16 protein-coding genes are annotated in these 23,994 nt (G+C 58.3%); 10 read left to right on the forward strand and 6 right to left on the reverse strand.

The window, feature by feature from the left end:
• Positions 1-160: 160 nt before the first annotated feature.
• Complete coding sequence (adhP, locus tag QWJ10_RS12880; RefSeq protein ID WP_289926880.1) at positions 161-1,192, reverse strand: alcohol dehydrogenase AdhP; 1,032 nt, start codon at positions 1,190-1,192, stop codon at positions 161-163.
• Positions 1,193-1,398: 206 nt separating this feature from the next.
• Positions 1,399-2,919 carry an aldehyde dehydrogenase family protein gene (locus tag QWJ10_RS12885; protein WP_019366011.1) on the reverse strand — a complete coding sequence of 507 codons (1,521 nt, stop codon included), beginning with the start codon at positions 2,917-2,919 and terminating at the stop codon, positions 1,399-1,401.
• Between the two features lie 309 nt (positions 2,920-3,228).
• Between QWJ10_RS12885 and QWJ10_RS12890 the strand changes: the two genes are divergently transcribed.
• The 5 genes from QWJ10_RS12890 to QWJ10_RS12910 all read left to right on the forward strand — a co-directional run bounded on the left by QWJ10_RS12890 (position 3,229) and on the right by QWJ10_RS12910 (position 12,372).
• A complete protein-coding gene (locus tag QWJ10_RS12890) occupies positions 3,229-5,109 on the forward strand; it encodes a sigma-54-dependent Fis family transcriptional regulator (protein WP_289926888.1) in 1,881 nt (626 codons plus the stop codon).
• A 215-nt stretch (positions 5,110-5,324) separates the two neighbouring features.
• Positions 5,325-7,031: a penicillin-binding protein 2 gene (locus QWJ10_RS12895; protein WP_019366014.1), complete on the forward strand. Its 1,707-nt coding sequence runs from the start codon at positions 5,325-5,327 to the stop codon at positions 7,029-7,031.
• Positions 7,032-7,486: 455 nt separating this feature from the next.
• Positions 7,487-9,376: a pyruvate kinase gene (locus QWJ10_RS12900; protein ID WP_289926894.1), complete on the forward strand. Its 1,890-nt coding sequence runs from the start codon at positions 7,487-7,489 to the stop codon at positions 9,374-9,376.
• Between the two features lie 232 nt (positions 9,377-9,608).
• The gene (locus QWJ10_RS12905) at positions 9,609-11,654 is read left to right on the forward strand and encodes a M13 family metallopeptidase (protein ID WP_289926895.1); all 2,046 of its coding nucleotides are present in this window, start codon (positions 9,609-9,611) and stop codon (positions 11,652-11,654) included.
• A gap of 64 nt (positions 11,655-11,718) precedes the next feature.
• Complete coding sequence (locus QWJ10_RS12910; protein ID WP_289926896.1) at positions 11,719-12,372, forward strand: HAD-IA family hydrolase; 654 nt, start codon at positions 11,719-11,721, stop codon at positions 12,370-12,372.
• On the opposite strand, the gene QWJ10_RS12915 is transcribed toward QWJ10_RS12910, so the two are convergent.
• Positions 12,373-12,555 (reverse strand): hypothetical protein, encoded by a 183-nt coding sequence (locus QWJ10_RS12915; protein ID WP_010795736.1) that lies wholly within the window; start codon positions 12,553-12,555, stop codon positions 12,373-12,375.
• Positions 12,556-12,677: 122 nt separating this feature from the next.
• Here QWJ10_RS12915 and QWJ10_RS12920 point away from each other — a divergent pair, with 122 nt between their 5' ends.
• Together QWJ10_RS12920 and QWJ10_RS12925 are read left to right on the forward strand one after the other, a co-directional pair.
• Positions 12,678-13,160 (forward strand): GNAT family N-acetyltransferase, encoded by a 483-nt coding sequence (locus QWJ10_RS12920; RefSeq protein WP_289926897.1) that lies wholly within the window; start codon positions 12,678-12,680, stop codon positions 13,158-13,160.
• Between the two features lie 325 nt (positions 13,161-13,485).
• Positions 13,486-14,301: a DUF1206 domain-containing protein gene (locus QWJ10_RS12925; RefSeq protein ID WP_010795738.1), complete on the forward strand. Its 816-nt coding sequence runs from the start codon at positions 13,486-13,488 to the stop codon at positions 14,299-14,301.
• A gap of 39 nt (positions 14,302-14,340) precedes the next feature.
• Here the strand turns inward: QWJ10_RS12925 and QWJ10_RS12930 are convergent, their stop codons facing one another.
• From QWJ10_RS12930 to QWJ10_RS12940, 3 genes are all read right to left on the reverse strand, one after another.
• The gene (locus tag QWJ10_RS12930; RefSeq protein ID WP_289926898.1) at positions 14,341-14,874 is read right to left on the reverse strand and encodes a 2,4'-dihydroxyacetophenone dioxygenase family protein; all 534 of its coding nucleotides are present in this window, start codon (positions 14,872-14,874) and stop codon (positions 14,341-14,343) included.
• Positions 14,875-14,964: 90 nt separating this feature from the next.
• On the reverse strand, positions 14,965-15,990 hold the full coding sequence (uvsE, locus tag QWJ10_RS12935; protein WP_219651076.1) for a UV DNA damage repair endonuclease UvsE: 1,026 nt from the start codon (positions 15,988-15,990) through the stop codon (positions 14,965-14,967).
• 125 nt (positions 15,991-16,115) lie between these two features.
• Positions 16,116-17,009 carry a LysR substrate-binding domain-containing protein gene (locus QWJ10_RS12940; protein ID WP_289926899.1) on the reverse strand — a complete coding sequence of 298 codons (894 nt, stop codon included), beginning with the start codon at positions 17,007-17,009 and terminating at the stop codon, positions 16,116-16,118.
• A gap of 142 nt (positions 17,010-17,151) precedes the next feature.
• Between QWJ10_RS12940 and QWJ10_RS12945 the strand changes: the two genes are divergently transcribed.
• The 3 genes from QWJ10_RS12945 (at position 17,152) to QWJ10_RS12955 (ending at position 23,987) form a co-directional block, all read left to right on the forward strand.
• Positions 17,152-17,736 (forward strand): NAD(P)H-dependent oxidoreductase, encoded by a 585-nt coding sequence (locus QWJ10_RS12945; RefSeq protein WP_010795742.1) that lies wholly within the window; start codon positions 17,152-17,154, stop codon positions 17,734-17,736.
• 183 nt (positions 17,737-17,919) lie between these two features.
• Entirely contained in the window at positions 17,920-21,000 is a 3,081-nt protein-coding gene (locus tag QWJ10_RS12950; RefSeq protein ID WP_289926900.1) for an autotransporter domain-containing protein, read from the forward strand.
• Between the two features lie 320 nt (positions 21,001-21,320).
• Positions 21,321-23,987: a GAF domain-containing protein gene (locus tag QWJ10_RS12955; RefSeq protein ID WP_289926902.1), complete on the forward strand. Its 2,667-nt coding sequence runs from the start codon at positions 21,321-21,323 to the stop codon at positions 23,985-23,987.
• Positions 23,988-23,994 lie beyond the last annotated feature (7 nt).

The raw sequence follows: 23,994 nt of genomic DNA on the forward strand, positions 1-23,994 counted from the left end.
CAGCTAACCTTCCAGGAAGAACTTGCATGCAAGGGCGTGCTTATACAGCACTGAGGCTTTGCATTTAAGGCAGAAGATACCAGCGTCAGTATCTTTAGACAGACGGGAGAGTAGGAACGGTACATCCTGCTGCATCGAGGCAAGATGTACCGCAGGGCATCTAGGACAGGCTCATATCGATCACGATACGTCCTTCGATCTTGCCTTCGTGCATCCGGGAAAAGATGTCGTTGATGTTTTCGAGGGGTTCGGCTGCAACCGTCGCCTTGACCTTGCCCTCACCGGCAAACTCCAGGGCTTCCTGCAGATCCAGCCGCGTCCCGACGATGGAGCCGCGAACGGTCGTGCCGTTGAGGACCATGTCGAAGATCGATAATGGGAATTCTCCCGGCGGAAGCCCGTTCAGGGCAATGGTGCCACCACGACGGGTCATGCCGATAGCCTGCTCGAACGCCTTGGGCGAGACAGCCGTGACCAGGGCGCCGTGGGCGCCGCCGATCTCCTTTTTCAGATAGCCCGCCGGGTCCAGCTCACGGCAGTTGACCGTAACCTCGGCCCCCAGCCGGCGCGCCAGTTCCAGCTTCTTATCGTCCACATCGACTGCAGCCGCGTTCATGCCCATGGCCTTGGCATACTGAACAGCCATGTGCCCAAGGCCACCAATTCCGGAGATCACTACCCACTGCCCGGGCTTGGTTTCGGTCATCTTGAGTCCCTTGTAAACGGTCACCCCGGCACACAACACCGGCGCAATCTCCACAAAGCCCACATTATCCGGCAGCCGTCCCACGTAGCCAGCATCAGCCAGGGCATATTCGGCAAAGCCGCCATTGACCGAGTAGCCCGTGTTCTTCTGATCCTCGCACAGTGTTTCCCAACCCCCGAGGCAGTGTTCGCAATGACCACAGGCAGAGTACAACCATGGGATACCGACCCGATCCCCCTCCTTCACATGGGTGACGCCAGCGCCCACCCCTACCACATACCCAACCCCTTCATGTCCCGGGATGAAGGGCGGATTGGGTTTGACCGGCCAATCGCCTTCGGCGGCATGCAGGTCGGTATGGCACACCCCGGAGGCTTCGATCTTCACCAGGACCTGTCCTGCGCCTGGTGTAGGGACATCCACCTCCTCGATTTCCAGCGGTTTACCAAACTCACGAACGACGGCAGCTTTCATTGTTTTAGGCATGACGTGATCCCTCATGGATACATGACGTATGGAGTAGTGCTGGCAAATACAGGTCAATCGTTCCGGCGCTCCATACTGCAAGCCTGGAGCAAACAAGGCACAGAAATGATGACCTGGCTCAAGGAAGGCTCAGATTGAGCCTTCACAGGAGTAGATACGCCGCAGTCCCAGGGGCCGATGAGGATTCACCGGCCCCCATGACGGGCCTAGAAGAAGCCCAGCGGATTCGTGTCGTAGCTGATCAGCAGGTTCTTGGTCTGCTGATAATGATCCAGCATCATCTTGTGGGTCTCGCGACCGATGCCGGACTTCTTGTAGCCACCGAATGCCGCATGGGCAGGATAGAGGTGATAGCAGTTGGTCCATACACGCCCGGCCTTGATGCCGCGACCCATGCGATACGCGCGATTGATATCCCGCGTCCAGACCCCCGCGCCCAGGCCAAACTCGGTATCGTTGGCAATGGCAAGCGCTTCGGCCTCGTCCTTGAACGTGGTCACGCCGATGACCGGCCCGAAGATCTCTTCCTGGAATACCCGCATCTTGTTGTGGCCCTTGAGCAGGGTCGGCTGGATGTAATACCCATTGGCCAGGTCGCCCTGCAGGGTTTCCACAGCGCCGCCAGTCAAAAATTCGGCCCCTTCGCCACGTGCGATTTCCAGGTACGAGACTATCTTTTCGAACTGCTGCTGAGAGGCCTGGGCGCCGACCATGGTGTCGGTGTCCAACGGATCACCACGCTTGATCTGCGCAACCTTTTTCATGACTTCCGCCATGAACGGCTCATAGATAGATTCCTGCACCAGGGCGCGGGATGGGCAGGTACACACCTCTCCCTGGTTGAAGAAGCCAAGCACCAGCCCTTCGGCCGCCTTTTCAATAAAGCTTTGCTCCGCACCCATGATGTCGTCGAAATAGATGTTGGGTGACTTGCCCCCCAACTCGACCGTACTTGGAATGATATTGGCCGCTGCGCACTTGAGGATGTGCGAGCCCACCGGCGTCGAGCCGGTAAAGGCAATCTTGGCGATGCGTGTGCTGGTCGCCAGGGCTTCCCCCGCCTCCTTGCCGTAGCCCTGCACGATATTGATCACACCGGGTGGCAGCAGGTCGCCAATCATCTCAACGAAGAGCGTAATGGAGAGCGGCGTCTGCTCGGCCGGTTTGAGCACCACACAGTTACCTGCAGCCAGCGCAGGTGCCAGCTTCCAGGCAGCCATCAGAAGCGGGAAGTTCCAGGGAATGATCTGCCCTACCACGCCGAGCGGCTCATGGAAGTGATACGCCGCCGTATGCTGGTCGATTTCGGCCGCCGTCCCCTCCTGAGCCCGGATACAACCTGCAAAGTAGCGGAAATGATCGGCAGCCAGCGGCACGTCGGCATTAAGGGTTTCACGCACGGCCTTGCCGTTGTCCCAGGTTTCGGCAATGGCCAGTTTTTCCAGATTCTGCTCGATGCGGTCGGCAATCTTGAGTAGGGTCAACGAGCGCGCCTGTACTGACGTCTTGCCCCAGGCATCTGCCGCCGCATGGGCAGCATCCAACGCTTTTTCGATATCTTCAGCAGAGGAACGGGGAAACTCGCCAATGACAGAGCCATTGACCGGCGAGGTATTGGTGAAATATTGGCCCTTGACCGGCGGTACGAATTCGCCGCCGATGTAATTGCCGTAACGGGATTGCAGGGTGATCAGAGCACCTTGGCTGCCTGGGGCTGCGTAACGCATGGTGGTTCTCCCGATGTTGTGTTTGTTATGAGGACCGGTAATACCTGAGAAATAGCAAGGCCTGGGCCAACTGTGGCAAATGTGCGCCGCAGGCGGCTTCGGCTGTCCGGCACGAACCGGCAGGTATCACATCGTGTGTCAGCGCCAGGACAGCAGGCGTGACAGGCTGTACCACTTCTGACACAGTCGATGATCTGCATTGCATTTAACCTGCGCCTGATCAAGCATAGGCGCTATTACGCACTTCGCTGAATCGGAGGGTTCCTGTGAATCAAGGGCCCGGAATTCACCTTGCGGAGCACAATAAGAATGACTGCCACACCCATGAGTCGTCACACGCGTCAGGTGCTTGCCGTTGGTCATGGTCTGGGCCAGGCCGACACCGATCCAGCCATTGCCCGTTCGTGGCGTCGCTGTCTCGAACAGCACCGCCTGGATCCGTCCACTGCCACCTCGCCCAGCGTACTCGAGCACCCTCGTATCCTTGAACAGCGCGAGCGCTCGCAACGGGTGCTAGAAATCGCCCATGGCGAGATGAATCGCCTGCATCAGCAGCTCGCGGGTGCCGGTCATGCCGTCCTGCTTACCGATGCCAGCGGCCTTATTCTCGATTGCATCACCCACGAGGCCGAACGAGATACCTTTCAGCGAGCAGGCCTATGGTTGGGAGCAGACTGGAGCGAATCCTGCGAGGGCACCAATGGCATCGGCACCTGCGCGGTCGAACGGCATGCACTGACGATTCATCAGGATGAGCACTTCCGCAATCGCCACACCATCCTGACATGCTCCGCCAGCCCGGTATTCGACCCTGCCGGAGACCTTTTGGCCGTACTGGATGTGTCCTCGGCGCGGCGCACCGTTTCCCGGCAGAGCCAGTTTCACACCATGGCGCTGGTCAACCTGTCGGCCAAGCTCATCGAAAGCTGCTATTTCCTGCGTCAATGCGAGGACAGCTATCTGCTGCGCTTCCATACCCAGCCGGATTACGTCGGGCTGCTGAGTGAAGGCTTGCTGGCGTTTGATGAGTCTGGCCGAATCAGCGCCATCAACGAAAGCGCGTTGAACCTCCTGAGCACGACGCGACCGGCCCTTCTGGGGCAACCCGTGGAGGCGCTCGTCGAGCTTCCCCTTGCTTCGTTACTTGATCGTGCACAACCGCATCCTACACATTGCTGGCCGCTGTACAGCACTGAGGGAACACGCTTCTATGGACAGCTGCGAGCGCCGCACAAGCTTGTTCAGTCCGTACCTGTCCGTACCCCGCCGCGTCCAGCGCTGTGCCTGGAAGATCCTGCCCTTGCGCGGGAGTTCGAGCGCGCCCGCAAGGTCATGGAGCGCGATGTTCCGGTGCTGCTCACCGGTGAGACGGGGACCGGCAAGGAGGCCTTCGCCAAAGCCCTGCATCTGGCCGGTTCGCGCGCCAGCAAGCCTTTTATTGCTCTTAACTGCGCGGCGATCCCGGAATCACTTATCGAAAGCGAGCTGTTCGGCTACGCCGGTGGCACGTTTACCGGTGCGCGCAAGGAAGGCATGCGTGGCAAGCTACTCGAAGCCCACGGCGGCACCCTGTTTCTCGATGAAATCGGCGATATGCCCCTGATGTTGCAGACCCGCCTGCTGCGCGTCCTGGAGGAACGGCAGGTCGTTCCGCTGGGCGGACAACCGCAGGCGATTGACATCCGCATCATTAGCGCCACCCACCGCGATCTCAGGATACGGGTAGGCGACGGCAGCTTTCGAGAGGATTTGTACTACCGGCTCAATGGTCTGGTGGTGAGCCTGCCGCCGGTACGTGAGCGGCTCGACAAGGCCGCGCTGCTCAATCACTTGCTGCTTGAAGAGGCGCAGGGCCAGAGCCTGCACCTGGACGCCGAGGCTCGCCAGGCCCTGCTTGGGTACCAATGGCCAGGCAATGTTCGTCAGTTGCGCAATGTCCTGCGAACCCTGGTGGCCTTGTGCGAGGATGGGGTGATTCGCAGGGGTGATCTGCCGCAGGAGATTTCCAGCCCAGCGAGCCTGCCCGCCCTGACGCTGGATGCGCCTCTGGAAGATGCCGAAAAGACCGCCCTGCTCCAGATACTGGAGCAGGAACATTGGCAGATGACACGCACGGCCGAACGCCTTGGCATAAGCCGAAACACGCTTTACCGGAAGCTGCACAAACACGGCATTACCCCCAGACGCTAGCGATCCTGCCGGCGGGAGCTGCTCAAGACCGGTTGTTTGGCGGAATGACCATTGGTCGTGTCGCGCCTTCGAGATTGAAAGATGCCTACGCTGATGCGAAACCCATCGCCAACTACTGGCACCTTTACGGTACTATCCGCGCTTTCTCGCCTCATCGGGCCAGCAGGCCTGACGATGGCCTGCCCAGGCATTGAACACGTCAAGTTGCCAAGACCATGAATGGATTTTCAAACCGCTACCGTTTTCATGCGGTGTTATTTTTTTTGTTCCTGCTTACTCTGGCCGTCGCGTCCAGGCTGGTCTATCTCCGAGTTCATGACAGTGAATTCCTGATCGATCAGGGCGAACGGCGCAGCGTTCGTCATATCCCCATCCCCGTTACCCGCGGCCTGATTACCGACCGCAATGGTTCTCCCCTGGCCGTCTCAACCGAAGTGTCGACGATCTGGTGCAACCCTTCGGAAATGAAGGAGAGCATGGACCGGGTGCCTGCGCTGGCAGCGGCACTGCATCGTCCCGCAGACGAGCTCATGTCCTATATCAAGGCCCGCTCGGAAAAGCATTTCCTTTACCTGGCCCGTGGCCTGTCCCCCATCGAAGGCGAGGACATCATGGCGCTCGATATCAAGGGCGTGCACCAGCTCAAGGAGTACAAGCGCTATTACCCCACCTCCGACCTGACAGCCCAATTGATTGGTCTGGTGAACCTGGATGGTGAAGGCCAGGAAGGCGTGGAGCTGGGCTACAACGAGTGGCTCAGCGGGAAAGCAGGCGTTCGCGAGGTGCTGATCAACCCGCGCGGCTCCATCGTCAAGAACATCAAGGTCGACAAACAGCCCAAGCCCAGCCAGGACATTGCCCTGTCCATCGACTTGCGTCTGCAGTTCGAGGCCTATCGCGCCCTGCAGGAGGCAGTAACCAAGTTTGGTGCCCTGTCCGGCTCGGCCGTACTGGTCAACCCCAAAAATGGTCAGATCCTGGCCATGGCGAACTTTCCGTCTTATAACCCGAACAACCGGGCATCCATCAACCCGACTTTCATGCGTAACCGCGCGCTAACCGATGTGTTCGAACCCGGCTCGGTTATCAAGCCGTTCAGCATGTCAGCGGCGCTGGCCACGGGAAAATTCAACGAAAATACCCAGGTGAGTGTGGCGCCGGGCTGGTTTGTCATTGACGGCCACACGATTCGCGACGTAGCACGTCGAGACATCCTGACCATGACCGGCGTGCTGATCAACTCGTCGAACATCGGCATGAGCAAGGTTGCCTTGGAAGTCGGTCCCAAACCTATCCTTGAACAGCTGGCCCGGGTCGGCTTTGGCTCGCCCCTGTCTCTGGGTTTCCCGGGTGAAAACGCAGGTTATCTGCCCAACCATGTGAAATGGTCCAGAATCGCCACAGCCAGCATGTCCTATGGCTATAGTCTGGCCGTCAATACCGCCGAGCTGGCCCAGGCCTATACGGTCTTTGCCAATGACGGAAAGCTGGCCCCACTCTCGCTGCTGCGCGATAACCCACAACAACTGGTGCCTGCGATGGACCCACAGGTGGCGCATCGGATTCGCATGATGCTCAAGGAGGTAGTGGAAGATCCCAGCGGTGTCGTGCGCGCCCGGGTGCCGGGCTATCAGGTGGCAGGGAAAAGTGGTACTGCCCGTCGCTCCGGGGGCGGCGGCTACAAGGAGCATGCCTATCGTTCGATGTTCGTAGGCATGGCGCCCGCCAGCGATCCCAAGCTAGTACTGGCCGTGATGATGGACTCCCCGACCAAGATCGGCTACTACGGCGGTCTGGTTTCGGCACCGGTGTTCAGCCAGATCATGTCAGGTGCGCTACGCGCGCTGGCCATTCCGCCCGACAACCTGCCGCCTACCAATACTGCCCAGAGCGAAACACCAGCCCCTCACTCCCATACGTGAGTGAGGGCTTGCCGGAGAGGATTTCGAGGAGATCCTTTTTCCGGCCCAACGAAAAAACCCCGCCTAGGCGGGGTTTTTGTTGACCGCTCGATATCCTTATCGAGTGCCATCCTAGCGGGTCTTTCATCCTTGAGGCTCATGAGCGCGTCCTGCGCTGCATTCCATGGGTAAGAAGATTACGCCACCGCCGCCTTCTTCCCTAGCGTCAATCACAGTCACTTCTTGTAAGCCTTTGCCTACATAGATAGCTTTCTGAGCAGATATGCCATTACTGTAATCTCATGAAACAAAGCGTCCGCTATTCTGCAGAACACCCTCAGTCTGGTTCTTTCTAAACCTTCGCCTGTCCCCATAAGGGCCCCCTACATACCAACGTCACATACCTGTGCTTAGCTCGGCCGACGCGACGTAATGACGCCTGTTGTCATCCGGACTTTGACTGTTGAGGTTATCACTTGAACACCAGGACACTTCCCCCAGGCGCACTGATCCCGGCCGATATCGAAGCGGCCCTGTCCGAACTGATCGCTCTGCGTGACGAGATGATCACGGCGGCCTGTGACGCACCCATCCTGGCGGAGCATGTGCACCAGAGCTATACCGAGAGCGCACATAACCTGCTTAACTATCTGGCGCTACGCCGTCATGACATCCGGCCGCTACAGGCACGCCTGGCACGGCTGGGACTGTCGTCGCTGGGGCGCTCGGAAGCCTACATCCTGGCTGCAATCACTACCCTTATCGAAATCCTGCAAAAGCTCTCCGGCAGCAAGAACGCGCGCCCTCCTTATGAGCCGCTGGGCATGGACCGGGGCGAGCAACTGCTGCATGAGCACACCGAGGCTCTGTTTGGCGCAACGCCTGTCGGGCGTGGAGTCCGAATCATGGTGACCATGCCCAGCGAGGCCGCACAGGACTACTCGCTTGTGCATGATCTGCTGGCGGCCGGCATGGACAGCATGCGCATCAACTGTGCTCATGACGACGCCAAGACCTGGCAACAGATGATTGAACATGCACGCCGAGCGGAAAAGGCCCTTGGCAAGCCTTGCCGCGTCATGATGGACCTTGCGGGTCCCAAGCTGCGCACCGGGCAAATCAACGCCGGGCCGGCCGTGATACGCGTCAAGCCGACCCGAGATGATTTCGGTCGAGCAGCCAAGCCAGCCCGCCTCTGGCTGACTGCCAGAGAAAATCCCCAAGCTCCACCGACCCCGGCAGATGCCAGCCTGCCGGTGGCAGCGGACTGGTTATCGAATCTCCAGCCACATACACAGGTAATCCTTCACGATGCCCGCGGCTCGAAGCGGCAGATCGAGATCGTTGATATTACGCGCGAAGGGTGCTGGGGCGAACTCTACAAGACCGCCTACCTGACGCCGAACACAGCCCTCTTGATCAAGGATAGGAAAGGCCGGAAACGCGAGACACGCATTGCGCCCTTCCCGGCTCAAGAGCAGGCCATCAAGCTGGTGGAGGGCGATGTGCTGATTCTGACCAAGGATCAACATACCGGACATCCGGCAACCTACGACAGCTTCGGAGAAGTCCTGACCCCAGCGTCCATCGGCTGCACGCTGCCGGAAATCTTCGAGGATGTACGGGCTGGCGAGCCAGTCTGGTTCGACGATGGCAAGATTGGCGGAGTCATTGATTCGGTGCAGAGCGAGACGCTGCGTATCCGTATCACCCACGCGCCTGGGGGTGCCAAGCTCAAGAGCGACAAAGGCATCAACTTTCCGGACAGCCATCTGCGTCTCGATGCGCTCACGCCCCATGACATCGAAGCCCTGGCGTTCGCAGCCGAGCATGCCGACGTGGTCGAATTCTCTTTCGTTAACACGGCAGATGACGTCAGGACCCTGCTCCATCACATTGATCGACTGAACGCCCATGAGCTGGGCGTCGTGCTCAAGATCGAGACACGTCGAGGCTTCGAGAACCTGCCGGCGCTGCTCTTTGCAGGCATGAATCTTCCGCGTTTCGGCGTCATGATCGCGCGGGGCGATCTGGCGGTAGAAAGCGGCTTCGAACGACTGGCTGAGCTTCAGGAAGAAATACTTTGCCTGTGCGAAGCGGCCCATGTGCCCGTGATCTGGGCGACCCAGGTACTGGAAACCCTGGCCAAGAAAGGCGCGCCGTCGCGGGCCGAGATTACGGATGCCGCCATGGGCGTACGGGCCGAATGCGTGATGCTGAACAAGGGCCCGCACATTCTGAAGGCCGTCCATACTCTGCATGATCTGCTGGCACGCATGCAGGCGCATCACTCCAAGAAGCGGGATCTCCTGCGAAAACTTCAGGTAGCGCAGCAACCTACTCTGGCGGCCAGCTGCCCGGAGTGACACCTTACCGTGCCGATAGCGGGCACCATTTTGCAGCCAGGCTGCTCTACAAAGGATGTTCCATAGCCCAAAACAGTGCCAGAGCCGCGTGCCTCTGGTACGTTCACCGCAGACATAACGGGTGTGATACGCCCTCGGCAGTGCCTGGCCCCGCCCTTGCAAAGCCGTTGGCCTCGCCATAAGCGAGCCCGTTATAGTCACGTGCGTGACCGCTAATCCCAATGGAGATCCCATGAGACATATCTTTGCCGGCGCCGTTTGTGTACTGGCGTTGAGCGCCTGCGGTAAATCGGAATTTGTCCAGCCCCAAACCCCTGCCAACACGCTGCAGTCCGGCATCAAGAAGGAGAACTTCGATCCCGGCGTCCGGCCTCAGGATGATTTTTTCAACGCCATCAACGGTCAATGGTTGAAAAACACACCTATCCCAGCCGACAAGACCAGCTACGGCGCTTTCCATGCCATTGCCGATACCACCGAGAAACAGCTGCACGCCATCATCGAGGCGCTGGCCGCCAAGCCCGACAAGGCTACTGGCAGCGACGAGCAGAAAATCGGCGACCTGTATGCCTCCTTCATGAATGAAGCCGCCATCGAGGCGCAGGAGCTCAAACCCTTGCAGGGTGCGTTCGATGCTATCGACTCCATTCATGATCGTCGCTCGCTGCTCATCACAATGGCCCGCCTCCAGCAGCTGGGTATCGATGTTCCGCTCGAACCCTATGTCACCCAAGATGCTAAGGACTCCAAGCGATACGTAGCCGAGATTGCCCAGTCCGGTCTCAGCCTGCCCGACCGGGATTACTACCTGATCGATGACACGTCATTCGCCGAGATCCGCTCCGGCTTCGTTTCGCACGTGCAGCGCATGTTGGACCTGGCTAACCTCCCTGACCCTGCCGGTAGTGCCCGCAAAGTGGCTGCACTGGAAAAGCAGATCGCCCTGGCCCAGTGGGACAAAGTCGACAACCGCGACCCCATTAAAACCTACAATGCCTATGAGCCCACCCAACTGCGTACGCTGACCCGTGCCATCGACTGGCCGTCGTACCTGAAGGAGACCGGCTTTGTCGATCAACACCCGATCATTGTTGAACAGCCCAGCTACATTACGGGGCTTGGCAAGCTGTTGACGTCTACACCGCTCTCCACCTGGAAAACCTATCTCAAGTGGCACGTGCTGCATGCCTATGCCCAGGCACTACCGCACGCCTATGCCCAGGAGGATTTCGCATTCTTCCAGCAGACCCTGAACGGCGCCAAAGAGCAGCGTCCCCGGTGGAAGCGTGGCGTAAGTGCGGTTGAAGGCAGCCTGGGTGAAGCCCTGGGCAAGGAATATGTCGCGCGTCATTTTCCGCCGGAAAACAAGGCCCGCATGGAGGCGCTGGTTCGCAACCTCATCGCCGCCTATGGGCAGGCTATGGATAAGCTGGACTGGATGAGCGAAGACACCCGCCAGGCAGCCAAGGCCAAGCTGGCGAAGTTCACCTACAAGATCGGGTACCCCAACCAGTGGCGTGACTACTCATCCTTGCACATTGCCCCGGATGACCTGATCGGCAACCTGCAGCGGGCCCAGACATTCGAGTATCAGCGCAACCTTGCCAAACTCGGCAAGCCGGTCGATCCAGATGAGTGGGCCATGACGCCACAAACAGTCAACGCCTATTACAACCCGCTGCGTAACGAGATCGTCTTCCCGGCCGCCATCCTGCAACCGCCCTTCTTCAACATGCAGGCAGAAGATGCTGTCAATTACGGTGGTATCGGTGCAGTCATCGGCCACGAAATCAGTCATGGTTTCGATGATCAGGGCTCGCAGTTCGATGGCGACGGCAATCTGCGAGAATGGTGGACCAAGACAGACCGCGAGCGCTTCGCAAAGCGTGCGACAGCGCTGGCGGAACAGTACTCGGCCTATGAGCCGGTACCGGGCTATCACATCAATGGCCGCTTTACCTTGGGTGAAAATATCGCGGATCTGGGTGGCGTAACGATCTCCTACTCGGCGTATCACCTGTCATTGAACGGCAAACCTGCCCCTGTCATTGACGGCATGACGGCCGAACAACGCTTCTTTACCGGATGGGCGCAGGTCTGGTGCACCAAGTACACACAACAGAACCTGCTCAATCGTCTGAAAACCGACCCGCACTCACCGGCGCAATACCGCACCAATGGGGTGCTGAGCAACGTGCCTGGTTTCTACGAGGCCTATGACGTCAAGCCAGACGACCAGATGTACCTTCCTCCGGACAAGCGCATCAAGATCTGGTAAGCCCCTTCCACCGGTGAGCCTGAGTCTTTTCAGGTTCACCCTTGGAGCCATTCAGGACATGCTGATGCTCAATACACTGATATTCGATCTCGACGGAACCCTGACTGATACCGATCCGGTTCATTACAAGGCCTGGAAGCAACTTCTAGCCCGCGAGGGACGCGACTTGAATGAAGAGGACTTTAGGCGTCACATTTCGGGTCGCGCCAACGACGCAGTTTGCAAAGACCTCTATCCAGACAAGACGCCCGATGAGCACACGGTGATTGCAAACGAAAAGGAAGCCTTGCTGCGTGAGTTAGCCAACACACTCGAGCCCACCGCCGGCCTTGAAACGTTGTTGAGCTACGCGGACCAACAGGGATGGAAACGCGCGATCGTGACCAATGCCCCGCGTGCCAATGTCCACCACATGCTCAAGGCGCTTGGACTGGAAAACCGCTTTCCCCTGGTCGTGCTGGGTGAAGAGCTGGAACGTTCGAAGCCGGATCCCCTTCCCTATACCACTGCGTTAAATATGCTGGAGATCCAGCCCCGGCAGGCGCTGGTTTTCGAGGACTCTATTCCCGGCCTGACGGCAGCCAAGGCAGCAGGAATCGTTACGGTCGGTATTACCTCAACACTGACAGCCGATGAACTGCTGGCAGCCGGTGCCGATCTGGCAATAGCAGACTTCAACGACCCCAAGCTCTGGGAAATGCTGAAACGAACCGCCTGATCAGGCGACGGTATGCAACTCGGCCAAGGTGCTCATTTGCACTTGTGCCTCCTGACGCGTCGTGAACGGACCACTGATGCGCTCGCCATTGCGTACCAGATACCAGCAGACCATAAACCCGGCCTCCCGAAGCGCAGCAGGTACGGCACTGCCTACTACTGACATGATTTGAACAATGGGCATAAGGACCTCTATCTACTCTTAAGCCAGGCTTCACAGTACGCTGTGATTGATACCTTGAGAAATCGACAGGATTGATAGTGGTCATTAACGGTTCAAAGGTCCGACGAAATGATGGCCCTCTTTTGATTGAAGCCATTACCGCCCTTGACGATACACAGCGCCAGGCGCTGCTCAGCCTTGAATTACACCCTGAGCAGATAGCCTTTTCAGGCACGCCTGAGGCTGCACTGGTGAGTCTTGAGGGGCAGTCACCTCGGCATATCCAAGGGTTCGCCCTATTGGAAACAGGCCTGCCGGCAGGTCTGTTTGTACTTAAGCGGCCTCCCCTGTCTCCCCAGTGGGTCAGCGCCGATGCCTGCTCGCTCCATGCCTTGCAAATCGCGGCTCGCGCACAGGGCCGAGGGCTGGGCAAAGCCTGCCTGCGGGCGCTTCCCGGGCTGGTCTGCAGGCAGTGGCCCGATATCCGGCATATTCAACTAGTAGTAGACGCCCACAATGAATCAGCGCTGGGGCTCTATTTAAAAGAAGGATGGATCGATGAGGGCAGGACGTATAAAGGACGCGTCGGTCTGGAACGTCGACTGATCCGGAGAATAGACTGCTAAACAGCGGTGAAACGGAAAAACCCCGCCGTAGCGGGGTTTCGTTGACCATGCTCGACATCCTGTCAAGCTGCCATCCTGGCGGTCATATCGGATCCTTGATCTACCATGAGCGCTTCCGTGCGCTGCTCCGATGTAAATAGATTACGCCTCTCCCTTCGTTTCCCCTAGAGCCAACCGCTGAGAGTCCTTGTAAGCTTTTTCCTACAAATACTGGCCAGTCGCCTTTCGTCCGTTTGGCTTGCTACCCCAGCCGTGAATACGAACCGCCGCCTCAGTCGCCGGGTCTTTTCCTGTATCCCTCATAACTACAGGAAACCTAATCAGCATGACTCCCAACCGAGGCCTTACCTGGCTGGCCCGTGGTGGCTACGCTGCCCGAGGCGTGGTGTACCTCATTATCGGTGGCTTCGCGTTACTGGCAGCCATAGGCTCAGGACAGCCCGTCGACAGTCATCAGAGCCTGCAAACCGTATTGGCGCAACCGTCCGGCAGTACCCTGCTCTGGATTGTAGTGATCGGGCTTGCAGCCTTTGCAGCCTGGCGTGCCGTCCAGGCTCTACGAGATTCGGATCATCACGGCACGGATCTCAAAGGATTAACAATCCGTACAGGACTCCTCGCCAGTGGCGTGACATATGTCCTCCTGGCGCTCTTCGCCCTGGGCCTTCTGATCAGCGGTTTCAAAACTCCTGGTGAGGGCGGAGGCTCTGGAGGTGGTGGTCAGGCACAGGACTTTCTTTCACACCTGCTCAGCTGGGACCACTCCAATATAGTGATACGGCTGATAGCCCTGATTCCGCTGGGTGTAGGCATTGCCCATATCATCAAGGGGTGGAAGGCCTCCTTCGAACGGTATTTCGAGGCGGATGAAGGTGTCATGCGCATGGTACGCCCCGTCTCCCGATTCGGACTGATTGCACGGGGGGTGGCCTTTATCGAGATTGCCGTACTGCTGGCTGTCAGCGGCTCACGCTACGATGCAATGCACCCACCGGGGATCAAGGAGGCTCTCAATGGGCTTCAGAACTTGCCTTTCGGCCATATCATTCTGCTGGTGGTTGCGCTGGGTTTGATCGCCTTTGCGGTCTACAGCTTTGCCGAAGCGGTATGGCGTCGTATCAATATGAACGTCCCGGTATGACGTAGCGCCCTGCAAGGCAGGATCGCAGGGCGCTTTTACCTAGCGGAACAAGGTATCGACGTAATCTGCGCCGATACCAACGCGCTCGAAATGCTCCCGGCAGAGCTTGATATAGTCGTGTACATCGAAATAGCCCGCGGCGTTGCCGTCCTGATCCAGCCAGATCAGAGGGCCCTTGACGATAAAGAAGACCCGCATCGGCTCATCATAATCATAAGCCACCAGCGTATGCCCCTCGCCAGGCGTTTCGTAAACGAAGTCGCCGGCTCTGGCCGTCCAGCCATGCTCCAGGTAGCCCCACTTTCCAGAGATGGTATAGGCAAAAACCTCATGGGGATGGTAATGACGGTTCACCAGGCCCGCCTGTTTGGCCATGAGAACATCGCACCACTTGTTCTCGGAGGGCGAGATCCATAACGGGCGACTCGAGACGGTATCGGTAAACGGCACGTAATAGCGCTCGTCTTCTGTCGCTGCGTCCTCGATGTAGACCTCAGGCCTGGCATCGGGCTTCAAGCTGTTCGGAATCGGCTGGAGTTCTTTCCAGAATTCACGACGGGCGAGTTCAGGCATGGCAGTGCTCCTCTTATTATTGTTCTAGTGACTATAGCCAGCTTACGGGGCTTTGCAGGCCAGAAACCGGAGAGTGTCCAGGTTTGAGACCTAGGCAGCTTTTTGAACCATGTACTGTTCGTAGAAATCGATCACGGCGAGGTTTTTGTGCTTGGCTTCGAACATGATGTCGAACTCGTCCAGAAATGACTTGGCGTATTCGTTACACCAGCGGTTCCACATCCGGTCACTGTGACCATACAGGTCACGCTTGTTGACCTTGGTCAGCAGCTGTTCCATTTCAATCTTCTCGTCAGCCGAGATACCCAGCTCCATCAACATCTCTTGGGACTGTGAGTAGTGCATGGCTGGACGTACGCCCCGCCAGCTTTCGACGATGCGCTTTACCCGTGGGTCATGACGGTCGATGTAGCGACCTTCGTGAATCCAGCAGTGGTGGATATCCAGAACGACCGGAGCGTGGTCGGCTAGCTCAAGGCAGGCGTCGACACCGTATTTCTTTTCCTCGTTCTCAAAGGTAATGCAGTTGCGGGCCACGTCTGACAGGCGCGGCCAGATATGCAGGATGCCTTCGACGCCCAGCTTGCCCGCAATGTGGATATTGCATTTGAAATCCTGAAACTGCCGTCCATAGCCCATCATGCGGATCATATCGGCGTGGTATTCAAATTCGCGGATGCTGTTTTCCACCGTATCCGGGTTATCCGAGGCCAGCACGCAATACTGCCCCGGGTGCATGGAGAGGCGAATGTCATGGGTACGCGCATAGTCACCGATACCTTGGAACTGTTCGGAGATGAAATCCCGGATAGCCGTGGAGTCGTAGAAATAGGCATAACTGGGATGGCTGTAGAACGGCAGGATATCGCTGCTCATGCGCATCATGTGTAGGTGAGCCGGCAAGGAATTGACATACTGCAACAGACGCATCTGGGCCTGAAGATTGTGCTCGATCACATAGAGCAGCTTCTCTTCGGCTGCCTCGGTTGTCTGGCTGGACAGCCAACGTAGCGTGGTGGTCTTGCCATTGTAGAGCCGCTCGATGGCTTCGATCTCTTTTGCAGGCAGGCTTCTGTCGGGATGGCGGTAATTGCAGGCAAAGCCGATCCGGTACATGGCAAACTCCTTCGAGGCACGGACAGGCGTTGCTCATAGGCATCACCTGTTCTGGAAAACATTTTATTAGGAGGCTGTATTCGGGCCGAAGTGCCTGAACAGCGATCGCTACCGGTCGACAGACACTACAAGCGCTCGCGCAAATGCTCTGCAATAAAGTCCAGAAACAGCGTGATCCGCAGTGAGAGTTGGGTATTGCGGTAGTAGACCGCATTGATGATCTGAAAGGAGTCCTGCACCTGATCCCTCATGATCGGAACAAGCAGACCCTGCTCGCGAGCCGACCGTGTCATATAGTCCGCCAGGCACACAATTCCTTGTCCGGCCAGTGCCAATGCCTGAATCGTCATCCCGCTTGAGGCGGATATATCGGGCGAAACCGCCAGCGTAGCGCCTCGCTCGTTTGGTAGCGGCCACTGATTGAGGTGATCAAGCTGGCTGAAACCGATCAAGGTATGTTTATGCAGGTCAGCGACAGCAAGCGGTGTCCCATGCCTATTTAGGTAGTCCGGGCTGGCTAGCAGGCTGAGCCTGCTCTGCCCCAACGGTCGCGCGTGCAGAGTAGAGTCACGCAATTCGCCGATCCGGATGGCAACATCCGTGCGCTGCTCCAGCAGGTCGATGAAGCGGTCATTCGTGTCCAGCTCCAGCGTAATGCCGGGATACTGTTCACGGAACAGGCCCACCAACGGGACGACAACGTGATACATGAAGGACGGTGCCGCATTTACCCGTAAACGGCCTGCCGGCCGTTGCCGCCGGATCGCCAGTTGCTCCTCGGCCTCATCGACCGAGGCCAGGATGGCACGGACTTGGATCAGGAAATGCCGTCCCTCATCGGTAAGCTCCAGACGCCGGGTCGTGCGACGTAACAGTGTGGTGTCAAGCTTTTGCTCGAGGCGGCTAAGAGCGCGACTCACGCCCGAAACGGTTTGTCCCAACTGGTCGGCCGCTGCGGTTATGGAACCCGTTTCGACAACGGTCTTGAATACCAGGTGTTCTTCCAGCGTGGTTTTCATGCCTGCCTTCGCCCGTCATTCTTGATTTCAAATCAATTATCTTTTCCAGTTTATCTACTTTAACGACAAGCATGTGCGGAGGACACTGTACCGCTTTCTGGCGCACCCCTTTTGCGCCCTACCCGTTTAAGTGGGAGCTTTCATGAATATCTTGTTGATCAATGGCGGCAAATCGTTCGCCCATTCCGCAGGGCGTTATAACGAAACCCTGCACACTCTGGCTGTGGGCCATCTGAGCGAGCTGGGCCATACCGTCAAGGAAACCGTGATCGAGTCGGGTTACGATGTTGAGGCTGAAGTCCAGAAGTACCTGTGGGCTGATGCCATCATTTATCAGATGCCGGGATGGTGGATGGGCGCCCCCTGGACCGTCAAGAAGTATCTGGACGAGGTCCTGACCGCCGGCCACGGCTCTCTATATGCCAACGACGGTCGTACCCGTAGCGATCCCACCAAGCAGTACGGCACTGGTGGCCTGCTGCAGGGCCGTCGCTACATGTTGTCCCTGACCTGGAACGCACCGCGTGAAGCGTTCGACGAGCCGGGTAACTTCTTTGAAGGCAAAGGTGTGGACGGTGTGTACTTCCCCTTCCACAAGTCGCAGCAGTTTGTGGGTCTTGAGGCCCTACCGACCTATCTGGCGAATGATGTCATCAAGGCGCCGGACATCGAGCGTCATCAGGCCGAATACAAGGCGCACCTGACGCGCGTATTCGGTCAGCAGTAACCAGTCTGCATCAGCATGAAGCCCGGTCTAGACCGGGCTTTTTCATGGCCGCCTAAACGTCATCGCACAACCCAATTGTCATGTTCCCGCCACAGAACTGAAAAGCTGGCTACGTACGCTCCTCGACCTTTGTACCGCTTTGTACCTTTTCGTAAAGCTTCGGATACATGAAAGGAGTCGTTAGTGAGACCGTCAAACGTCAGTTCGTGTGTGGTCGCTTCATCGTTCGTTCTGTCCCTGTTGGCTGCATCAGTACAAGCGGCCGGTCGTGCCGATAATAACGCCATCAATGGTGTAGACTTGCTGTCTGGCTTCAACACGCTCTGGACACCCGGCGCCACGTGGAATACCGGTACGCCGACCGCACTGGGGGCACCGATTCTTCAGCGTAACGTTCAGTATGTTGTGAACCTTTCCCATACTCGGACACGTGAGCAGGAAATCGCAGCCTATTACGATGACCGTCGCAACCAGAGCTACAGCGCCATCGATGGGCTGGGCTCACTGGCGGACGGATACCGCGCAGGTTCCGGTGCCTTTACCACCATCACCACGTTCGACGACTCCAACCAGACCGTCAAATACGACGACAAGGGCAACGGTGCAGGCGAGACCTCATCCGCCCTGGGCAAGGTTGTTCAGCTGGTTGGTGCGGTGCGCAACGATGCATCCACTACACCCGCCAAGAATGCCTATCAGTACCCTCGCCCCTGGCGCCAGACCCAGGAAGAGATTATTCAGCCCTCCCTGCGGCCGGCTCGCAGCAGCACTCCAGAAACGGACGGCGGCTTTCCCAGTGGACATACCAACGCGGCCTATCTTTCCTCGATTGCCCTGAGCTATGCCATCCCGCAGCGCTTCGAAGAACTGATGCTGCGCGCCTCGGAGGTAGGTAACAACCGGATCGTCGCAGGTATGCATTCGCCGTTCGATGTAATAGGCGGCCGTATCACCGCGACCTACTTTGCGATCGACAACCTCACCAATAACGCCCAACTTCGCAACGAGGCCTTTCAGCAGGCGCAGGCATACTTCACCGAGCAGTGCGGTGGCGATATCAACAACTGCATGGATCCAATCGACCCGGCAACGGACCGCTTCTCGCAACATGCGCAGGACAAGGCGCTGTATACCTCACGCATGACCTATGGCTTTGCGCCGGTAGGCCCGACAGACCGTGCGCCCGTGGTGCCAGTCAATGCCGAAGTGCTGCTGGAAACCCGCTTCCCCTATCTGGACGCCAGCCAGCGTCGTGATGTGCTGGCCAGTACCGAAATCTCGTCCGGCTATGTGGTCATCGATGAGTCCAACGGCTATGGCCGCTTGAACCTGTTGGCGGCTGGTGATGGCTACGGGGCCTTCACCTCCGACGTAACGGTCAACATGGATGCCAGCCTCGGCGGCTTCAACGCCAAGGATGCCTGGCGCAACAACATCAGCGGTAGCGGTGGGCTGATCAAGAATGGCACCGGCGAGCTGACGCTGAGTGGCGAAAACACCTATACCGGCGGCACGACAATCAATGGTGGTACGCTCAGGGGCTATGCCCGCGCGTTCGGCAGCGGTGCCATCACCAACAACGCCACCCTTGTGCTGGACCAGTCCGTCGACGATACGATGGGCAACACCCTTGCCGGTAACGGCTCGCTGATCAAGTCCGGAGCCGGCTCGCTGGACCTGACCGGCAATAGCAGCTTTTCGGGTACCACAGCAGTCAACGAAGGCCGCCTGGCCGTGAACGGCAGCCTCGCCAACTCTGCCGTTACCGTCAACCAGGGCGCGACCCTGGGTGGCAACGGTACGGTCAGCACTCTCGTCGTGGCCCAGGGCGGCATCGTCGCGCCCGGAAACTCCGTCGGACAGTTGAATGTGAACGGTAATGTCACGCTCGCCAATGGAGCGGTCCTTCAGGTTGAAACCAACGAGGCCGGCCAGACAGATCGCATCGTCGCGACCGGTAGCGCCACGATCGATAACAGCACGCTGTCGCTGGTACAGAGCGGCAACTGGCAACCCTTGACGCGTTATTCCATCCTGACAGCCAACGGCGGGGTAACCGGCACCTTTGCCAACGTCACCTCAAACTATGCCTTTCTGACGCCCACGCTCAGCTACTCTGCCAATGGTGTTGAATTGGCGCTGGAGCGCAACAGCACTACCTTTGCCTCCCTGGGCACGACCCGTAACGAGCGTGCCGTTGCAGCCGGGTTGGATAGCGTCGTAGCTGGCAGTGCGTTGTGGAATCAGGTGGCACAGCTGGACACAGCGACGGCGCAGCAGACCTTCCGTGCGCTGTCGAATGAACTGCACGCCTCTACCCAGACAGCATTGGTCGAGGACAGCCGTCTGGTCCGTAATGCCATGACGGATCGCCTGCATAATGCCCAGGTCTCGGCAGCTGATACCACGCCAGGCATGCAGAACCTGACGGGCAGCAACGCCCGGGGTGTGATCTGGACGCAAGCCCTTGGCGCCTGGGGCAAGACCGACAGTACACATAACGTCTCCGGTCTGGATACGCATACCACCGGCATCCTGTTCGGCGCCGATGCACCGCTTAACGATACCTGGCGCCTGGGCGCGCTGGCAGGTTATAGCCACAGTGACTTCGACCTGCGCCACGCCTCGGGCTCGTCCAAGAGCGACAACTATCATCTGGGCCTGTATGCCGGCGCCCAATGGGATGCCCTGAGCCTGAAACTGGGCGCGGCGCACACCTGGCATGACATCGATGCCAAGCGCACCCTGTCCGTCCTGGGCAGTGCCGATCGGTTGTCGCCCAACTACGATGCAGGTACCACTCAGGTGTTTGGCGAACTGGGTTATCTGATCAGGCAGGATCAGGTGACGCTGGAGCCCTTCGCGGGCCTTGCCCATGTCCGTGTGCATACCGACAGCTTCCATGAGCGCAGCGGTGCCCTGGCGCTGGATAACAAATCCCAGGATACAGACGTGACCTTCAGCACTCTGGGCTTGCGTGCGTCGACTACAGCATCGGTTGGCAGCGTACAACTCAAGCCCAGCGCAACCCTCGGGTGGCGACATGCCTTTGGCGACGTAACGCCTGAGCACAAGGCAGCGTTTGAAGGTGGCAATACATTCACCCTGGAAGGCGCGCCAATTGCTCGCAACGCAGCCGTTATCGAAGGCGCAGTGGATATGGCCCTGAACGAAACGGTCAGCGTAGGGATCAGCTACGGTGGCCAACTCAGCAGCGATACCACTGATCAGAACGTCAAAGCCAACCTGACCTTGCGCTTCTAAGCATCTGGATGGCCTCTCCGGAGGCCATCCCCCACTTGGCAACGAAATGGTTTGAGACCATAAAACTGTGACGATCGTCAGATCTGTATTGCCAGTCTCCCCTCCTGCCAGTAGATTCCGCGCCTAATGCCCATCGGCTGTAGATGAAGTTGTTGGTAAGCCTGATGAGTAGCTGCGCGCCTTGATCGCCCATGCGCGCCCTTCGGCCTGCTTTTAACAGAGCGAAGCCCACGTCAAGCAGCCCAACATCCTCCTCGTATACCCAAGGCCCCGCTAGCCGGCGGCCTTGTTTCTGCCTGCCCCGTTGTCGAGCCGTTTACATGTTGGATGTCAAACTCAATTCAATCATGCCGCAAGATGCGCTCACTCCTCCAGACGTGGATCGCTTTGAGATTCTCAACCGGATTGGCGCTCGCCTGGCTGCCGAACTGGACCTGGACAAGCTAGTGCAGGAAGCGACCGATGCAGCCGTCGCGTTGATTCAAGCGCAGTTCGGTGCGTTCTTTTACAACGTGCTGAACGAGCAGGGTGAAAGTTACATGCTGTATACGCTGTCAGGCGTGCCCCGCGAAGCCTTTGCAAACTTTCCCATGCCGCGGAAAACGACCGTCTTTGGACCAACCTTTAAAGGTGAGGGTATCGTTCGCTCAGACGACATTACCCAAGACGCCCGTTATGGAAAAAACATGCCCTACACCGGCATGCCACCTGGACATCTACCGGTACGCAGTTATTTGGCGGTCCCGGTAGTTTCACGCTCCAGCGAAGTACTGGGGGCTATGTTTTTTGGTCATGCCGAGCCCGGCATGTTTACCGAAGAGCACGAATACCTGCTGGATGGCATTGCCGGTCAGGCGGCTATTGCCATCGACAATGCCCGTCTCTTCCGCAAGGCCCAGAACGAGTTAGCCGAGCGCAAGCGGGCTGAGCAATTGGCACATGAGCGCAGCAACCGCCTAGAGCTGCTGTCCGAGGCCATCGAGAAAGCACCTTCCGCCCACACGCTGGAGGAGCTGATCGAGATCGTGAGTCATGCAGCACGTCGGCTTTCCAATGCCGATGGGGTCGCGATCGTGCTGCGAGAAGGCGATCAGTGTTTCTACGCTGCCGAGATCACGCCTGAACCGCTGTGGAAGGGTCAACGGTTCGCCATCACCGACTGCATCTCCGGCTGGGCCATGACTCACCTGGAAACAGCAGTGATTCCCGATGTGCAGGATGATCCGAGGCTGATCAAACGCTTTTACACGCCTACCTTCATCAAGAGCCTTGTGATGGTGCCCCTGGTCAGCGATGGACGCGCTACCGCTGCCATCGGCGCGTACTGGGCCAGACTCCATACGCCTGAACCGGCCGAGATTGCTACGCTTGAAGCGCTGGCGCGCGCGGCCGGGGCCGTACTCAAGCGCCTGGAGGCGGAGCAGGCATTGCGCAAGCTGAACGAGACGCTGGAAGCGCAGGTAGCCGAACGCACCGCCGACCGGGACCGGATGTGGCGGCTGTCAACAGACGTCATGCTGGTGGCCCGCTTCGATGGCACCATTACGGCGGCCAACCCGGCCTGGAAAACACTGTTTGGCTGGAACGAAAAGGAGCTGATTGGCCGCTCCTACTTCGACTTTACCCATCCTGATGACAGGCAGCGCACCCTGGCCGAGACAGAAAGTCTCGCCAAGGGGATCACCACCATGCGCTTCGAAAACCAATATCTGCGCAAGGATGGCAGCTACGGCTGGCTGTCCTGGATTGCCGTTCCGGATGGCACGCTCATCCATGCCGTAGGCCGAGAAATCACCGCAGAAAAGGAGCAGGCCGAAGCGCTGCGAATGGCCGAAGAAGCCTTGCGTCAGTCGCAGAAGATGGAAGCGCTGGGACAGCTGACGGGCGGCATCGCCCATGACTTCAACAACCTGCTGACCGGCATCATCGGCTCGCTCGATATCATGCAGACCCGCCTGGCCCAGGGTCGTGTCGAGGCTATCGAGCGTTACGCCAAGGCCGCGATGACCTCCGCCAACCGAGCTGCCGCGCTGACTCATCGCCTGCTGGCCTTTGCCCGCCGACAGCCGCTGGACCCCAAGCCCGTCAATGTGAACAAGCTGGTCGTCTCGATGGAAGACCTCCTGCATCGCACCCTGGGCGAGAGCATTCAGATGGAGCTGGTTACTGTGGGCGGGTTGTGGATTACCTTGTGTGATGCCAACCAGCTCGAAAGCGCCATTCTTAATCTGGCGATCAATGCGCGCGACGCCATGCCCAACGGTGGCCGTCTCGTGATCGAAACCTGCAATGCCTATTTGGATCAGGCCTATACGTCACGCCAGCGCAACATAAAGCCCGGACAGTATGTGTGCATCTCCGTAACCGATACCGGCGTTGGCATGCCCAGGAAAGTCATTGAGCGGGCATTTGATCCTTTCTTCACGACCAAGCCCATCGGGCAAGGTACGGGGCTTGGCCTGTCGATGATCTATGGCTTCATTCGTCAGTCCGAGGGCCATGCCACTATCTATTCTGAAGTGGGCATCGGTACGACGGTAAAACTGTATCTGCCGCGTTTTCAGGGCTCGCACGAAGAGGATCGCGAAGAAACAGGCCTGACCGACACCTACCGCACCGAGCACGGTGAGACGGTGCTGATTGTCGAGGACGAGCCCATTGTTCGCGAGCTGATCGTCGAGGTCCTCAAGGACTTGGGTTATAAGGCCTTGCAAGCCCATGACGGACCGTCCGGGCTCAAGATCATTCAGTCATCCCAGCCTATCGATCTGCTCATCACCGACATTGGCTTGCCCGGCCTCAACGGTCGCCAGCTGGCTGATGCCGCCCGCGAGCTACGCAGCGACCTGAAGGTTCTGTTCATTACCGGCTATGCTGAAAACGCGACGCTGGCGAGCGGCTTTCTGGAGCCCGGTATGGAAATGGTCACCAAACCCTTTGCCGTGGAAAAGCTGGCCATTCGTATCCGCGAGATGATCGAGCACTAACAGGTTC

Source organism: Pseudomonas sp. WAC2 (assembly GCF_030403525.1).
Taxonomy (GTDB): Bacteria; Pseudomonadota; Gammaproteobacteria; order Pseudomonadales; family Pseudomonadaceae; genus Chryseomonas; species Chryseomonas luteola.

Bases quoted from the DNA above. Each gene is read 5' to 3' on its own strand.
- adhP (WP_289926880.1), bottom strand. From the start codon at position 1,192: ATGCCTAAAACAATGAAAGCTGCCGTCGTTCGTGAGTTTGGTAAACCG.
- QWJ10_RS12885 (WP_019366011.1), bottom strand. From the start codon at position 2,919: ATGCGTTACGCAGCCCCAGGCAGCCAAGGTGCTCTGATCACCCTGCAA.
- QWJ10_RS12890 (WP_289926888.1), top strand. From the start codon at position 3,229: ATGACTGCCACACCCATGAGTCGTCACACGCGTCAGGTGCTTGCCGTT.
- QWJ10_RS12895 (WP_019366014.1), top strand. From the start codon at position 5,325: ATGAATGGATTTTCAAACCGCTACCGTTTTCATGCGGTGTTATTTTTT.
- QWJ10_RS12905 (WP_289926895.1), top strand. From the start codon at position 9,609: ATGAGACATATCTTTGCCGGCGCCGTTTGTGTACTGGCGTTGAGCGCC.
- QWJ10_RS12910 (WP_289926896.1), top strand. From the start codon at position 11,719: ATGCTCAATACACTGATATTCGATCTCGACGGAACCCTGACTGATACC.
- QWJ10_RS12915 (WP_010795736.1), bottom strand. From the start codon at position 12,555: ATGCCCATTGTTCAAATCATGTCAGTAGTAGGCAGTGCCGTACCTGCT.
- QWJ10_RS12925 (WP_010795738.1), top strand. From the start codon at position 13,486: ATGACTCCCAACCGAGGCCTTACCTGGCTGGCCCGTGGTGGCTACGCT.
- QWJ10_RS12930 (WP_289926898.1), bottom strand. From the start codon at position 14,874: ATGCCTGAACTCGCCCGTCGTGAATTCTGGAAAGAACTCCAGCCGATT.
- uvsE (WP_219651076.1), bottom strand. From the start codon at position 15,990: ATGTACCGGATCGGCTTTGCCTGCAATTACCGCCATCCCGACAGAAGC.
- QWJ10_RS12940 (WP_289926899.1), bottom strand. From the start codon at position 17,009: ATGAAAACCACGCTGGAAGAACACCTGGTATTCAAGACCGTTGTCGAA.
- QWJ10_RS12945 (WP_010795742.1), top strand. From the start codon at position 17,152: ATGAATATCTTGTTGATCAATGGCGGCAAATCGTTCGCCCATTCCGCA.
- QWJ10_RS12955 (WP_289926902.1), top strand. From the start codon at position 21,321: ATGTTGGATGTCAAACTCAATTCAATCATGCCGCAAGATGCGCTCACT.